The organism is Pseudoalteromonas sp. SCSIO 43088, from assembly GCF_023650795.1.
Classification (GTDB): domain Bacteria; phylum Pseudomonadota; class Gammaproteobacteria; order Enterobacterales; family Alteromonadaceae; genus Pseudoalteromonas; species Pseudoalteromonas shioyasakiensis.
The window spans coordinates 1,500,080-1,514,861 of the sequence record NZ_CP072675.1; the positions used below are offsets into that span (position 1 = coordinate 1,500,080).

The 14,782-nt window shown below is 41.1% G+C and carries 11 protein-coding genes; 7 read left to right on the top strand and 4 right to left on the bottom strand.

The window, feature by feature from the left end; all coding sequences use genetic code 11:
- Window positions 1-31: 31 nt before the first annotated feature.
- From J8Z28_RS06870 to J8Z28_RS06885, 4 genes are all read left to right on the top strand, one after another.
- Window positions 32-922, top strand: coding sequence for a peptidylprolyl isomerase (locus tag J8Z28_RS06870; RefSeq protein WP_250660134.1), 891 nt, complete (start codon window positions 32-34; stop codon window positions 920-922).
- A gap of 213 nt (window positions 923-1,135) precedes the next feature.
- A complete protein-coding gene (gene hrpA, locus J8Z28_RS06875; protein ID WP_055199449.1) occupies window positions 1,136-5,026 on the top strand; it encodes an ATP-dependent RNA helicase HrpA in 3,891 nt (1,296 codons plus the stop codon).
- Between the two features lie 73 nt (window positions 5,027-5,099).
- Entirely contained in the window at window positions 5,100-5,513 is a 414-nt protein-coding gene (locus J8Z28_RS06880) for a response regulator (RefSeq protein WP_284693434.1), read from the top strand.
- Window positions 5,514-5,521: 8 nt separating this feature from the next.
- Entirely contained in the window at window positions 5,522-5,818 is a 297-nt protein-coding gene (locus tag J8Z28_RS06885) for a PilZ domain-containing protein (protein WP_054564030.1), read from the top strand.
- Here J8Z28_RS06885 and J8Z28_RS06890 read toward each other — a convergent pair.
- On the bottom strand, window positions 5,815-7,005 hold the full coding sequence (locus tag J8Z28_RS06890) for a class I SAM-dependent methyltransferase (RefSeq protein ID WP_250660135.1): 1,191 nt from the start codon (window positions 7,003-7,005) through the stop codon (window positions 5,815-5,817). The genes J8Z28_RS06885 and J8Z28_RS06890 overlap by 4 nt on opposite strands.
- 135 nt (window positions 7,006-7,140) lie before the next feature.
- On the opposite strand from J8Z28_RS06890, the gene J8Z28_RS06895 reads away from it, so the two are divergent.
- Together J8Z28_RS06895 and J8Z28_RS06900 are read left to right on the top strand one after the other, a co-directional pair.
- Window positions 7,141-7,788: an HD domain-containing protein gene (locus tag J8Z28_RS06895; RefSeq protein WP_250660136.1), complete on the top strand. Its 648-nt coding sequence runs from the start codon at window positions 7,141-7,143 to the stop codon at window positions 7,786-7,788.
- Entirely contained in the window at window positions 7,781-8,182 is a 402-nt protein-coding gene (locus tag J8Z28_RS06900; protein WP_250660137.1) for a VOC family protein, read from the top strand. The genes J8Z28_RS06895 and J8Z28_RS06900 overlap by 8 nt, the downstream gene beginning before the upstream one ends.
- Before the next feature lie 12 nt (window positions 8,183-8,194).
- On the opposite strand, the gene J8Z28_RS06905 is transcribed toward J8Z28_RS06900, so the two are convergent.
- Entirely contained in the window at window positions 8,195-9,184 is a 990-nt protein-coding gene (locus J8Z28_RS06905; RefSeq protein ID WP_054564026.1) for a response regulator, read from the bottom strand.
- Window positions 9,181-12,510, bottom strand: a complete 3,330-nt coding sequence (locus J8Z28_RS06910; RefSeq protein WP_250660138.1) for a PAS domain S-box protein — start codon at window positions 12,508-12,510, stop codon at window positions 9,181-9,183. The genes J8Z28_RS06905 and J8Z28_RS06910 overlap by 4 nt, the downstream gene beginning before the upstream one ends.
- A gap of 137 nt (window positions 12,511-12,647) precedes the next feature.
- Here J8Z28_RS06910 and J8Z28_RS06915 point away from each other — a divergent pair, with 137 nt between their 5' ends.
- Window positions 12,648-13,718, top strand: coding sequence for a GGDEF domain-containing protein (locus J8Z28_RS06915; RefSeq protein ID WP_054564025.1), 1,071 nt, complete (start codon window positions 12,648-12,650; stop codon window positions 13,716-13,718).
- On the opposite strand, the gene J8Z28_RS06920 is transcribed toward J8Z28_RS06915, so the two are convergent.
- Window positions 13,715-14,695 carry an ion channel gene (locus tag J8Z28_RS06920; protein ID WP_062566990.1) on the bottom strand — a complete coding sequence of 327 codons (981 nt, stop codon included), beginning with the start codon at window positions 14,693-14,695 and terminating at the stop codon, window positions 13,715-13,717. The two genes, J8Z28_RS06915 and J8Z28_RS06920, sit on opposite strands and share 4 nt — an antisense overlap.
- Between the last annotated feature and the right edge of the window lie 87 nt (window positions 14,696-14,782).

Sequence of the window (14,782 nt, forward strand, 5' to 3'; positions counted from 1 at the left end):
TGAATTGTCAATTACTTAAAAGATAATAACAATGAAATTAAGTCTATTAACTCTGTGTCTTGGCGTAGTTTTAGCTGCACCAATTACTGCAAAAGAAACAAGCCAAAAACGTTCCGCTGGCGAAATCATTAAAACCGCAAATAGCAGTGAGTGGCGAAAAGTCAGTGCCGAAAACGTCATTAAATTAACCTTACCTACGGGTGCTGCTTATATCGAACTAAACGATAAACTAGCGCCTATTCACGCAAATAACATGCGACAGCTTGCCAAAGAAGGGTTTTATCAAGGCCTGAGTATGTATCGCTTTGTTGAAGGATTTGTTGCGCAGGGCGGGGATGCCAGCGAAAGTAAACCTGTTAAAAATGCCAAAAAAGGGTTACCTGCTGAGTTTTATCTACGCACCGAGGCTCCTTTAGCGATTACAGAGCTTAAAGGGCCTGATGGCTATGCCGCTAAAGCAGGTTTTTTAAACGGCTTTGCAGTGGCACAAAACCAAGGCCAAACCGAAACATGGCAAGTACATTGCCCAGGAATTTTTGCTATGGCCCGCGGTAATGATATTAATTCCGGTGGTACCGAATTTTATGTCACCATCGGTAATAGCCAGCGCTATTTAGACCGTAATATCACCGTGTTTGGTCGTGTTTTAGAAGGCATGGAGCACTTTAACCTATTGCAGCGTAAAGCCACTGAAGGTCAGCCATTTAACCTCATCACAGATATGCAAGTATTAGCAGATATTAAAGATACAGATAACAGTGAATTTCGGGTGATGAAAACAGACTCAAATGCCTTTAAAGACCTCATCGAAGCGCGTAAAAATCGAGTAGAAGCGTGGTTTGTTGAAAGCCCTGATTACATCGATGTTTGTGCAATGCCAATTCCAACCGAGAGGATTATGCCAACTCGCAATAATACTTAATCATTTTGAGGGATTAAATCTGTCGCTAACTGCGTTAAAAATCTCTCATTTAGAACAACTAAATAACGAAATTTTTGCCTTGTTATCAACGAGATTTTATTGCCTCAAAACTGTTCACTTAATTAAGCGAATTGGCATAAATAAAGCCATGACCACCTGATAGATTATTTGATACAATATCAGTCTATTGGTTAAGAAATATAAGGGTATCGGGTGGTTAACCTAGGTCCGCTGTTCGGCGAATTAAAAACGTGTTTACGCAAAGATCAATTCATCTTCAAAAAACGCCTTCATGGTATTAAAAAAATCAACGATGAAACTAAGCAAGCAAACATAGCGCAAAAAATAGCAGAAGATATTAGTCGTTCGCAGCAATTGCGCGAGCAACGTTTGGCTGCCTTGCCTAAAGTGACCTACCCAGAGCAACTTCCTGTTAGCCAAAAGAAAGATGACATTAAACAGGCGATTGCCAATAACCAAGTGGTGATCATTGCCGGTGAAACTGGCTCTGGTAAAACGACGCAGATCCCAAAAATGTGTTTAGAGCTTGGCCGCGGTGTTGATGGATACATTGGCCACACCCAGCCACGCCGACTCGCGGCTCGAAGTGTCGCGAATCGTATTGCAGAAGAAATGCAATGCGAGCTAGGTCAACAAGTGGGTTTTAAAATTCGTTTTAGTGACCAAGTTTCTGACAATAGCTATATTAAATTGATGACAGACGGTATTCTGCTGGCTGAAATTCAACAAGACAGATACCTAAATCAGTACGATACTATCATCATCGATGAAGCCCACGAACGTAGCCTGAATATCGATTTCATTTTAGGCTATTTAAAAAATTTACTGCCAAAACGTCCTGACTTAAAAGTTATTATTACCTCAGCGACGATTGACCCAGAGCGTTTTTCTAAACATTTTGATGATGCACCCATCATCGAAGTATCCGGTCGAACTTTCCCAGTAGAGGTTCGTTATAGACCAACCACTGAAATCAACAAAGATGAGATGGAAGCGGATGGTGACCAATTACAGGGTATTTTTGATGCCGTTGATGAGCTGTGCGATGAAGGCCCTGGCGATATTCTGATTTTTATGAATGGTGAACGAGAAATTCGCGATACCGCTGATGCGTTATCAAAGCGAAACCTCAAAGGCACGGATGTTTTACCGCTCTATTCGCGTTTATCAAACGCAGAACAAAACCGAATTTTTGCGCCGCACAGCCGTCGTCATATTATTTTAGCCACCAACGTGGCTGAAACATCACTAACGGTGCCGGGTATTCGCTATGTTATCGATCCAGGTACTGCGCGCATCAGCCGTTATAGCTACCGTACTAAGGTACAACGATTACCAATTGAGCCAATTTCACAAGCCAGTGCGAATCAGCGTAAAGGTCGCTGTGGTCGTATCGAAGCGGGTATCTGTATTCGCTTATACAGTGAAGAAGACTTTAACTCGCGCCCTGAGTTTACTGATCCTGAAATTTTACGCACTAACTTAGCTTCTGTTATTTTGCAAATGCTTGGTTTGGGGCTTGGCGACATGCAGCAGTTCCCGTTTGTGCAAGCGCCAGATAGCCGTAATATCAACGATGGTTTAACGCTACTTGAAGAACTCGAAGCAATTAAGCCAGCTAAACGCCATAAAAAGACTGAGCTTACGAAATCAGGCAGAAGCTTAAGCCGTTTACCGGTTGATCCACGGTTAGCTAAAATGGTGCTGACTGCCGATGGCTTAGGTGCACTGCGTGAAGTGATTATTATAGTTGCGGCATTGTCGATTCAAGACCCAAGAGAGCGACCACAAGAAAAACGTGGTGCAGCGGATGAAAAGCATGGCCGTTTTGATGACCCTGATTCAGATTTTATCGCCTTTTTAAATCTGTGGAATTACCTTGAAGAGCAGCAATCTGAATTGAGCAATAGCCAGTTTAGAAAGTTATGCCAAAAGGACTTTTTAGCCTATATGCGTATTCGCGAATGGCAAGATATTGTTTATCAGCTATCAACGGTATGTAATGAAATGGGCATGAAGGCCACTACAAATGTTGCTGATAGCGAGCGAATTCATCAATCTTTATTAAGCGGTATGTTAAGTCATATTGGTTTTAAAGATGAAAAACAAATTTATAAAGGCGCCCGCAACAGCCAATTCCATATTTTCCCAGGTTCAGGATTATTTAAAAAGAGTCCAAAATGGATTATGTCGGCAGAGCTTGTTGAGACCAGTAAGCTTTATGCTCGCATCAACGCGCGCATAGACTTGAAATGGGTTGAAGGCTTTGCACAGCATTTAGTAAAGCGCAGCTACAGTGAACCGCATTGGGAGAAAAAGCCGGGTGCAGTTATCGCGTTTGAGCAGCAAACCTTGTATGGCCTATTAATTGTTAATAAGCGCCGCTGTGTATACAGCAATATTGATCCAAAAGTAAGTCGCGAGTTGTTTATTCGCACCGCTTTAGTAGAGCAAGAACTGGGTCAAAATGAAGGCTTTTTACAATATAACCAAGAGTTAATTGAAGATATTCAGGTTCTTGAAAATAAATCTCGCCGCCGTGATATTTTAGTTGATGAACAAACCCTGTTTGAATTCTACGACAAGAAAATTCCACAAGATGTAAATAATCGTGCCGCGTTTAATAAGTGGTGGAAAGGACAAAAACAAAAAGATAAACGCTTTTTGCATATGTCTCGAGAAGAATTAATGCAGCATGGTGCTGATCATGTTACCGAGTTTGATTACCCAGATACTTGGCAGCAAGAGAACTTATTATTACCACTGGCATATCACTTTGATCCAGGGCAAGCCGTCGATGGTGTTGCGGTACAAATTCCGGTAGCGCTGTTAAATCAAGTTCAAGAAACTGGCTTTGATTGGCATATTCCTGCATTTAGACATGAATTAATTTGTGCGCTTATCAAGTCGCTACCAAAAACGATTCGTCGCAACTTTGTGCCTGCGCCAAACTACGCCGATGCGGTACTTGCTGCAATCGAGCCGATGCAAGGCAACTTAATTGATGCAATTAGCACTCGCTTATTACGTATGACAGGTGTGCGTGTTGAGCCTGATGCATGGGATTTATCAACCCTTGCTCCGCATTTACGCTTACAGTTTGAAGTGCGCGATGAACACGATAAGTTACTCGCTCGCGGTTTAAATTTATCTAAACTAAAAGCCCAGTTACAAGGTAAGGTAACGGATACCTTATCGAAAGTAGCCGACAAGGGTATAGAAAAAGCTGATTTGACTGAGTGGAGCTTTGGCGAGTTACCAAGCTCTTACGTGAAAAAACAAGGTCAATATGAAATCAAGGCGTTTCCAGCGCTGGTGGATAAAAAAGACTCAGCTGCGGTTGAGCTATTTGATAATGAACACAAAGCACAGCAAGCGCACCAACAAGGTTTACGCCGCTTAGTGTTATTAAATGTGCCATCACCAATTAAGTATTTACAACAAAACTTACCAAACAAATCTAAATTAGGTTTGTACTTTAATCCGTTTGGTAAGGTCAATGACTTAATTGATGACTGTATCGCTGCAGCCGTCGATAGCCTATTAACTAAATACGGCAACATTCGCACAGCAGATGCATTTGAAAAAGCGAAAGAGCAAATTCGCGGTGAGCTTGGTGATACGGTTGTTGAGATCGCTACCCAAGTAGAGCAAGTGCTAAGTATTGCTCATGGCTTAAATAAACGTATGAAAGGACGCGTTGATTTAACCATGATAACAGCGCACGGTGATATTAAATCACAGTTACAAAGTTTAGTTTTCAAAGGCTTTGTTAGCCAGCACGGCGCAGCAAAAATGACGGATTTAATTCGTTACTTAAAAGCCATTGAACGCCGCCTAGAAAAGCTCCCTGTTGATCCTAATCGTGATAGGTTGTGTGTGCTTGAGCTTGAAAAAGTAGCTGAGCAATATCAAAAATTAGCTAATAAAATTCCTAAGGGTATGCCAATTCCTGAAGAGATCAGTGCGATATTTTGGATGCAACAGGAGTTACGTGTTTCTTTATTTGCACAAACACTAGGGACACCTTATCCTGTATCTGCTAAACGTGTTTTAAACGCAATCAAAGAATGTGAGTTATAATACTAAGGAATGAGCAATGAGGTTAGCGCCTCCTTGCTTTAAGTTACAAACACAGATGCTAAAAGGAGATTATGTGGGCATTGAAAAGGAAAAACCGATCTCAGTTCCTGAGCGTACGGTAAATCGACCGCGACCAACTATTTTGGTCGTCGATGATGAATATTTTAATTTTGAAATGCTCAAAGCAAGCCTTGGGGATGAGTTCTCATTAAGTTATGCAAACTCAGGCGCATCGTTTTTAACTTCAGCCATTGCAGAGCCGCCAGATGCTATACTACTAGATGTTTGTATGCCGGGCTTAGATGGTTATGATACCTGCCGATTACTAAAAAACACCCCAGAAACAGAGCAAATTCCTGTTGTCATGGTGTCTGGCCTTGAAACCGAGCTTGAACAAAAAGCGGGGTTTGATGCCGGGTGTGACGCCTATGTAGTGAAGCCTTTTTCTGTTAAAACATTAATAGAGAAAATAAAAACACTGGTATAGGAGGCCATATGTTTCATGAGGAAAAACGCGACTTTCGCCGCATGCAAATTCATACCCCTGCAAAACTAATCCCATTAGATGTTGTTAATGGCGAAGAAATTCAGGCTATGTGCACTGATTTAAGTGCAACAGGGCTGGCAATTCACCTTGATGAAGTTTTAGAAATAGGCAGTCTGTATCGGGTGTTAATTGCTTCGACTAGCACGGCTATTACCTCATTTGATGCAACAGCCCGTGTGATACGAGCAACCAAGGAGCAAGATGGCTCCTTGAGTGCCGGTTTAGAAATTGTAAGTTTTAACTAGTAAACCTTACAGATCAGGCCTTTAAGATAAAAGCCTTCTGGGTAGCTGCCAGCAATTGGGTGGTCGGCAGCTTGGTTTAGTCGCTCCATGATCAACAAGTCTTTACCTGCATCAAGGGCTGCATCCGCAACCACTTTTTGAAATAAATTTTGTTCCATTAATCCAGAGCACGAGAAAGTGAGTAAAGTGCCACCTGGTTTTAAGATTTGCATCGCAATCATATTAATATCTTTATAACCACGGCAAGCACCGGTTAATTGCGCTTTGTTGTCAGCAAATTTTGGTGGATCCATAACGATAGTATCAAATTGCACACCTTCATCACGGTATTGGCGCAACAACTTAAAGACATCTTGTTTAACGAAATCAACTTTAGACAAATCAAGGTTGTTATGCTCAACGTTACGCTTAGCCGTATCAAGTGCTGGCTGTGATACATCGACGTTAGTAACGTGTTTACAACCACCACGCAAAGCATAAAGCGAAAAAGTACCTGTGTAGCTAAAGCAGTTTAATACTGTTTTGTCTTTAACAAAGCGCTCAAGAGCTGCACGACTATCACGTTGGTCTAAGTAAAAGCCAGTTTTGTGGCCTTCAAGAATGTCTACTTCGAGTTTTAAGCCATTTTCTTCAATGACGACTGGCTCTGTTGGTTCTTTACCCCAAAGTACGCCCTTGATTGGCTCAAGGCCTTCTTTAGTACGAACATCAACATCTGATCGCTCATAAATATCGCAACCAGGGAAAATGGCCATAAGTGCAGCAACAATTTCACCTTTATGGCGCTCTGCACCGGCACTAAGCAGTTGGCACACAAGTACATTATCAAATTTATCGATAGTGATGCCTGGTAAGTAGTCAGACTCTGCAGCGCTTAAACGAAAACCCGTTAAGCCGCCTTCGCTGACCACCTGTTCGCGCGCAGCATAGGCACGGCGCAAACGCTTTTCAAAAAATGCTTGGTCAATGATTTCGTTTTGATCGAAGCTCCATACGCGAGCACGTATTTGTGATTGCGGGCTGTAAGCTGCAATCGCTAAAAACTTACCGTCATTGTCATAGATAGTGACAGTATCACCTAGTCCTGGCTTACCTTTTACTTTTTTAATGGCTTTTGAGAACACCCAAGGGTGTTTTCTTTTTAATGATTTTTCTCGTCCAGCTTGCAGGTAAATAGCAGATGACATAGGGATTCTCGCGTCAAACAAAAGGGGGCATAGTTTAATGAAGCACTGGCAAACATACAATGAATGTTTTGAACAAATCCAGTAAGCACGCTAAAGTAAGCATAATTTCAATCAGTTAATGGTGATAGCCAGTATATGCAGCCAGAAATAGACTTTGCAGCTTTAGAAACTCAGTGTCGAGACTTTATTTTGTCTTTACTCCATGCCGATGTCGCACATGATATTAGTCATATTGAGCGAGTAGTGAGGGTTGCAAAACAATTATGTATTGCCGAGCAGGCAGAAATGGCTGTGGTGTTACCCGCAGCTTGGTTACATGATTGTGTTGCAGTTGCTAAAAACCACCCAGACAGGGCAAAAGCATCGACCATGGCTGCAGATAAGGCGTTAAGTTTTTTAGCCTCAATTAATTATCCTGAGCAGTATTTTAGTGCTATTCATCATGCTATTGCGGCACATAGCTTTAGTGCCAATATCAAAGTCCAAAGTGTCGAAGCGCAAATTGTGCAAGACGCGGATCGAATGGATGCATTAGGTGCAATTGGTGTGAGTCGCTGCATGAAAGTAGGGGGCTCAATTGGTCGTTATCTGTATCATAAAGACGATCCATTTTGTTTAAATCGCGAACCTGACGATACAAAATACACCCTCGATCATTTCTTCATTAAGCTGTTAAACATTAGCGAGAGTATGAACACGCCATCGGCAAAAGATGAAGCTAAACGACGCACAGCTTACATGCTCGAATTTTTAGAGCAGTTAAAAACCGAAATTGGTGAGTAACATGGCTATTCCATCTTTATGTGGTGTTGATCATTGCCACTTAAATGTTGATGATTTAGCGGCTGCGCTAAAGTGGTATGAGCAAGTACTTGGCTTTAATGTTGTACCAGAGCTTGCTTTTTGGGATGAAGGAAAAGGGCCTTTAACCTTAGAGGACCAAGCAAAGACAATTCGTTTAGCACTCTTTGAAGCAGACGGTAGAAGCAAAGGTATTGCTTTTGGCGCAAGTGCAGCACAGTTTTTAGCATGGCTTGAGCATCTCGCTCAGTTTGATGTTAAAACATTTGTTGCTGACCACGGTGTTACTTATTCAATGTATTTTAAAGATTGTGCTGGTAATAGCCATGAAATTACTTCGCATGATTACGATGCAATTAAAAAAGGCCTCAAATGAGGCCTTAATATCTCAGCTCGTATAAGTGTTTTTGATTTCTATGATGCTATCTATTTGACCAATAAATAAATCAACTAGTTGCGGGTCAAAATGCTTACCAGCTTCGTCTTTCAATAAGTCGAGCGCTTCTTCAACCGACCAGGCTTTTTTATAAGGGCGTTTTGAGGTTAAAGCATCAAACACATCTGCAATGGTGACAATACGCCCTTCAATACTGATTTCTTCGCCTTTCAGGCCATACGGATAACCCGTACCATCCCATTTTTCATGGTGTTCAAGGGCAAGCTTATGCGCAAGTTGTAATAGCGGCGAAGTTGAGTTCTCTAAAATCTTCGCACCGATTAAGGCATGTTGTTTCATGTGCTCGTATTCGTTTTCGTTTAAGCGCCCAGGCTTTAATAGTACTGAATCAGGAATGCCTATCTTACCAACGTCATGCATAGGCGCTGCCTGTTTAAGCTGCTCGGCCTCGTACTCACTCATGCCATAGGCAAGGGCGAGTACTTTACTGTAGCGGCTCATTCTTGCAATGTGCTCACCGGTGTCGGTGTCTTTATATTCTGCGGCGCGGCCTAAACGTTGGATCAAATCAATGTGGGCTAATTGCAGTTGCTCAGCTTGCACTAATGATAAATGATTTTTAACCCGCGCCCTGACAATCGCAGGGCTAATTGGTTTGGTAATATAATCGACTGCACCTAGAGCAAAGCCTTCAGACTCATCCTGCTCATGAGAAAGTGCGGTAACAAAGATAACAGGAATATGAGCAGTTTTAGGGTTTGCTTTTAACACTTTACAGACTTCGAAACCGCTCATATCTGGCATCATAATATCGAGCAAAATCAACTTAGGAGGTTCATTCTCAATAAGCTGAAGAGCAAGCTCGCCAGATTTTGCAAACGATAAGCGATAATCGTTAGCGAGTACTTCACGGATCACTTTTAAATTGGCTGGTTCATCATCGACGACCAAAATTCTTGCACGTTCTGAGATTTGCGTCATAGGTGTTCCTTAGCAGCTTGGAGAGTGTGCTTTAAAGCTGATAAAGCAGTGCTTGCTGCATCAAAGTCAAAGTTTTCAAAATGCGCACAAATTTCAACAACCTGATCTTGGTAGGTTGCCGGTGCTTGGGATTGCACTTGGCTTAATAAATCATCGTCTATCTCTGCATGCTCAGCTTGCGCTTGCAGTGCCTCAATTTGGCTAATAAATGCGCCCAGCGACGTTTCGTGTATGGGTTGCTGTTGTGAACTACACTGCGGCTGTTCTGCAAGTAATGCAATCAGCGTTTGCCATTCGTGTTCGCACTCGGCAATGAGTGTAGGGAAGCTTTCCTTTTCACGTTCTTTCTCAGCGTTTGATAACAAGTATAATAATTTTGCTAGTGCTAAATTACCCGCGACTCCTTTAAGAGTATGCAAAATTGCTTTTTGTTCGTCTTCACTGAGTTTCTGATCCTTCAGTCGTAGAATACTCTGTTGATGATTGCTTAGGAATAAGCCAATTTCCGTATTTAATTTCTCTTTGCTTCCCCACATCAAAACACCTTTGTCGTAGTTGATGTGCTTTTTCTCATCACCGACTTTATTGTTAGTGATTTTATTTACTTCTAAACCAAGCACTTTCGCAATTTCATGGTTCAGCTGGTTAATATCAACGGGTTTATTTGCAAAGCCATTCATACCGGCCTGCTTTGTAGTAATTTTATCTTGTTGTAAAACACTCGCCGTCAACGCGATGATAGGTGTAATTTTTAAGCATCTGATTTTCTCTATTTCGCGGATTTCTTTACAGGCCGTAATGCCATCACATTCCGGCATATGTATATCCATCAAAATCACATCAAAGCTTTGCTGTTCAAATGCTGCAATGGCTTCAAGACCATTGTGAGCCGTACTGATGGTGTGCCCAGCTTGCGATAATAAAATGTTCAGTAGCTCAACATTTTGCTCAATGTCATCAACCACTAATATGCGAAGTTTTGGTAAGTTTAATTGATTACAAGTTAGGGTATCGACTTGGCTGATATCACCTTCCTGTAAAGGAAGGCTAAAGTAGAAGCAGCTGCCTTTACCTTCTTCACTAATAGCACCAATTGAACCACCCATTAACTCAACAAGCTGCTTACTAATAGTGGTGCCAAGACCTGTGCCACCAAATCGGCGTGTCATGGTGCCGTCGGCTTGTTCAAATGGCTGGAAAATAGCATCTAAGCGGTGCTTGGCTATGCCAATACCGCTGTCTTGTACTTCGAAAAACAATTGTTTATTTTGAGTTTGACTCACCGTAATTGTGACAGACCCTTGCTCGGTAAATTTAATTGCATTCCCGATGAGATTATTCATCACTTGGCGAATGCGAGACTCATCGCCAATATAAATAGGCGCAACACTATCAGCGATAATCAAATCAAGCAGAATATCTTTACGCTTCGCTTCAAGCCAAAAAGTCGAGACGATATTGTCGAGCAAGGCTTGTAAGTTAAAGTGCTCTGCCTGAATATCGAGTTTGCCTTTTTCTAACTTTGCAGAATCTAGTACTTCATTAAGCAAATGCAGCAGTGAGCGAGCTGATTTATTGACGGTAATAATATGTTTTTGTTGCTCTTTACTAAGAGGACTATCCATTAATATGTCGCTAAAGCCGATTATTGCATTCATTGGCGTGCGTATTTCATGGCTCATGTTTGCCATAAATGATTGTTTTGCTTGTGCTGCGGCTTCAGCTTCTTGTTTTGCTTTTTTGAGTGATTCTTCATATTCGTGACGAGCGGTGATATCGATAAGTACACCATCGATCCACTTTTGTTCAGAATCACTATTTTCGTTAATTGTTCCTTGGTCTAAAACCCACACAACTTTGCCATTTCGGTGGCGAATGCGGTACTCAACCGCATATTGGTTTTTTTCAGCTATGGCTTTTTCCATAACTTCATCAATATGCGCTACATCATCGTTATTAATGATTTGAGCAAATGTAACTGTGCCATCGGTAAACTCTTCAGGGCTGTAACCTGTTAAGTCAGAAACACTGGGGCTTATAAACTTCATCGTCCAGTGTTCATCTAACAAACAACGAAATACAGCGCCTGGGGTATTGTTCATTAAGGTACGATATTGTTTCTCTTTTTCTTCGAGACTTTGCTGTAGTGCACGTTGCTCTGTTAAATCGGTTATAAAGCCAACAAACAGTGTTTCTGCGTTAGGCTGTTTTACTTCACCAAGGCCAAGTCGAATAGGAAATAAATGACCATCTTTGTGCTTCGCAAACACATTACGGTTAACGCCAATCACTTTTTTAACTTCATGCCTGCTACTATCAGCTAAGTAACCATCATGTTGCGCGGCTATATCGTCGTTCATTAATAGTTTTACGTTTTTGCCCAGCACTTCGTCTTGGCGCCAACCAAAAATAGTTTCTGCTGATTTATTAAAGCTTAAAATAATGCCATGAATATTAATTGTTACGATGCCATCTATTGCAGTGCCTAAAATGGCATCCAAGCGCGACTCTTCTGCTGATTTTTCTGCCAGTAATAAGCGAAAACGCACCATGCCGTTAATAATCCCAACCAGAGCAGTCAATAATACGGTAGCAAATGAAACGCTAATGGCGATAAAAGTAAGTTGCGACGTTTGAACGTTTTCAGATAACAAAGGTGAGGTTGCAACAAAGCGGGTGGCGGCCATTCCCATATAGTGCATACCCGCTACAGCAAAGCCAAAGATAATGGCGCAAATGATGCGGGTTTGTAACACCGTAAGCTTTTTAAAGTGCTCGCCTAAGTGAAATCGCGCATATAAGCCGACAAAAGATAATGCAACAGCCACCACAATTGATGCTGCAAACCAAGCCGGGTCGTAGCGAAGCAGCGGACTCATTTGCATGGCGGCCATGCCCGAGTAGTGCATCGCACCAATGCCAGAGCCAAGTAATACAGAGCCAATGAGTAGTTTTATTGTTGTTGGTATTTGCTTTAAATCTTTGCGTTTCAAAAATGAAAATGCGGTATAGCAGGCTAAAAATGCAGGAATAAATGAAAAAAATGTCAGTGTAGGGTCGTACTCTACGGTGGTGCATAATGAAAAAGCCAGCATGCCGATAAAGTGCATACTCCAAATCCCACCTGACATCACCAAAGCACCTGTTGCACTGCCTAATTTACGGTACGAATCAAATTGGGTTCTATTTGCTAAATCAATGATATGAAGTGAAAAATAAGCAGCAAAAATAGCCGTAGCAATAGAAAGAGCAACTAAGCTTGGATCGTAAACGCCACTCACTATTAAGCTGGGGTCTTGATCGGTGATAAAAAATTTCGCGAGCATAATATTTTTTTGAAACGGCTTGTAATAGCAGTCTAATACAAATTGTTCTGAATTTAGAGAAAAACCTATCACTTAAGTACGTAGGATTCAAAACCTTGGCTATATTTAATTAAAAAGGAGTAGTTCGAGGTGGGTAGATGAGAAGAACCGAGCAAACTTTAGTTGAACAAATGCAAATTAATGATGTAGAAATTCAGCACAGAATGAGTTTATTAGGGCTGACTTCAAACAGTCTCTCATCATTATTAAACTACAAGCCCATTATAGAATCAGCCATTGAAAATGTGGTTAATGAGTTTTATAAAAAACAAACTGAAGTAGATGAAATTTCGTTATTAATTGGTGATGCGGATACTTTAACACGACTCAGAGATGCGCAAAGGCAGTATATAATCGATTTATTTTGCGGTCGTTACGAACATGAGTATGTTAATAACCGCTTACGGATTGGTATGGTGCATAAGCGTATTGGTGTTGAACCTAAGCTTTACTTATCGGCTGTCTGTACTTTAAAAGAGCTCATATTTAATGTACTTCGCACCACAATAAGCGATCAAGAAGAATTAAATCATACCCTTAACATCATTGATAAATTAATTTACTTTGATACGACCTTGGTCTTTGATACTTATATCGACAGCTTAGTGGGCGAAATTGAAAATGCGAAACGCCGCACCGAAGTGTATGCAAAAGGCCTTGAAGAAAAAGTTGCTCAGCGCACTCAAGAACTAGAGAAACTCGCTAAACTCGACCCACTCACCAACCTCTACAACCGGCGTGTCATGCAAGAGCTATTACAACGCGACCTTGCCAGAGCCAGACGTCACAAATCACCATTAACGGTTGTTTATTTTGATCTTGATGACTTTAAGTCAGTGAATGACACACAAGGGCATTTAAAAGGCGACGAAGTCCTTAAATATATAGGGCAATACTTACTTGAAAATATTCGCGAGATTGATATACCGTGCCGCTATGGAGGGGATGAGTTTTGTATCATTTTACCTGATTGCGAGTTAGATAGCGCTTTTAGTATTTGCGAAAAACTTATAGCCGCATTTGAACAACAATACCCTGAGCTGCATTTAAGCTTTGGTCTTATTGCAGCACCGCTTGATAGCACAGTAGATGCTGAAGAGTTAATTAATCGTGCCGACAAAAAAATGTATCAGGCAAAAGAGCATAAGGGTTCATACATCATGCGTTAGCGAGTCATGCGCTTTACAAAAACAACGACGAATAAAGCGAGCGAGAAGCTACCACAAAATGCTTCTATGGCTGCGATTAACCTCGAAAAACCTATTGGCGTAATGTCACCATAGCCAAGCGTTGTAAAAGTCACCACGCTGAAATAAAAACTATTCAGTAAGGCCGACAAATTGCTTTGAAATGAGTTTTCAAAGCTCAGTTGCATCACAGAATCTTGATAACTAACCCCGAATAAGAAATAACAAAATGCACAGCAAATAATGAGTGACAGACTAAAGCGAATGACATTTTCGGGCTTTTCGCCATAACCACATAACATATCTATAAAGCTAGAAGTAATTTGCTTGGTTGAGCCTTTTCGGTATTGCGCATGACGCATTCTTAATTCTTTGTAGGTGAAGTTACCGGCGAGCTCAAAAAGCCCTTGATGTTCAGAGGCTTTTCTTAAATTGCGATATATTTCTTCAGATTGCTCAAATAAGTCTCGTGCTTCATCATGCTGCTTATTTTTACGAGCTTTAAATGCAGCCGCTTCTTGTAATAATTGGTTACCCAATTCGATATTATCAATTCTGCTGTCGTTGAGCTTAATACCTAGTAAGTTGGTATTTTTTAAATCACAGTAATGCAAACTCGCGCTATGTAAATTAGCTTTCATTAATGAAGCATTGGCGATTTTATTATTAAATAGGTGAGCGCCCGTTAAATTCGCACGATAAAAATTACAATAGGAGAGATCATAACCTTCTTCGTCATCCTGCTTTATTAAGTTAAGTCCTGAAAGGTTCGCTCTTTGCAATTGCAGGCCTTCTAATAAGCCACCTTTTTTTGCATAGCGCTCTAATTTTTGGGTTAGATCTAGCCCTGATTTATCAAATTTACTATCATGCCAAAAGCAAAATCCAGAGCCCATATCTGTTTCTTGGCACTTGTTACCTGTTGGTGAGGTATAACTACAACATGGTTTGTCAGGCATAAAGGTGAAAACTTATTTTTGAGTCATCTTTATAGATTAGCAGCTATTTAGCAGGGTAAAATGGAATCTCTTATTTTTATTAATCGA

What these genes read in the sequence shown, in the direction of transcription:
- J8Z28_RS06870 (WP_250660134.1), top strand. Translation starts at nt 32, where the DNA reads ATGAAATTAAGTCTATTAACTCTGTGTCTTGGCGTAGTTTTAGCTGCA.
- J8Z28_RS06885 (WP_054564030.1), top strand. Translation starts at nt 5,522, where the DNA reads ATGTTTCATGAGGAAAAACGCGACTTTCGCCGCATGCAAATTCATACC.
- J8Z28_RS06890 (WP_250660135.1), bottom strand. Translation starts at nt 7,005, where the DNA reads ATGTCATCTGCTATTTACCTGCAAGCTGGACGAGAAAAATCATTAAAA.
- J8Z28_RS06895 (WP_250660136.1), top strand. Translation starts at nt 7,141, where the DNA reads ATGCAGCCAGAAATAGACTTTGCAGCTTTAGAAACTCAGTGTCGAGAC.
- J8Z28_RS06905 (WP_054564026.1), bottom strand. Translation starts at nt 9,184, where the DNA reads ATGACGCAAATCTCAGAACGTGCAAGAATTTTGGTCGTCGATGATGAA.
- J8Z28_RS06910 (WP_250660138.1), bottom strand. Translation starts at nt 12,510, where the DNA reads ATGCTCGCGAAATTTTTTATCACCGATCAAGACCCCAGCTTAATAGTG.
- J8Z28_RS06915 (WP_054564025.1), top strand. Translation starts at nt 12,648, where the DNA reads ATGAGAAGAACCGAGCAAACTTTAGTTGAACAAATGCAAATTAATGAT.
- J8Z28_RS06920 (WP_062566990.1), bottom strand. Translation starts at nt 14,695, where the DNA reads ATGCCTGACAAACCATGTTGTAGTTATACCTCACCAACAGGTAACAAG.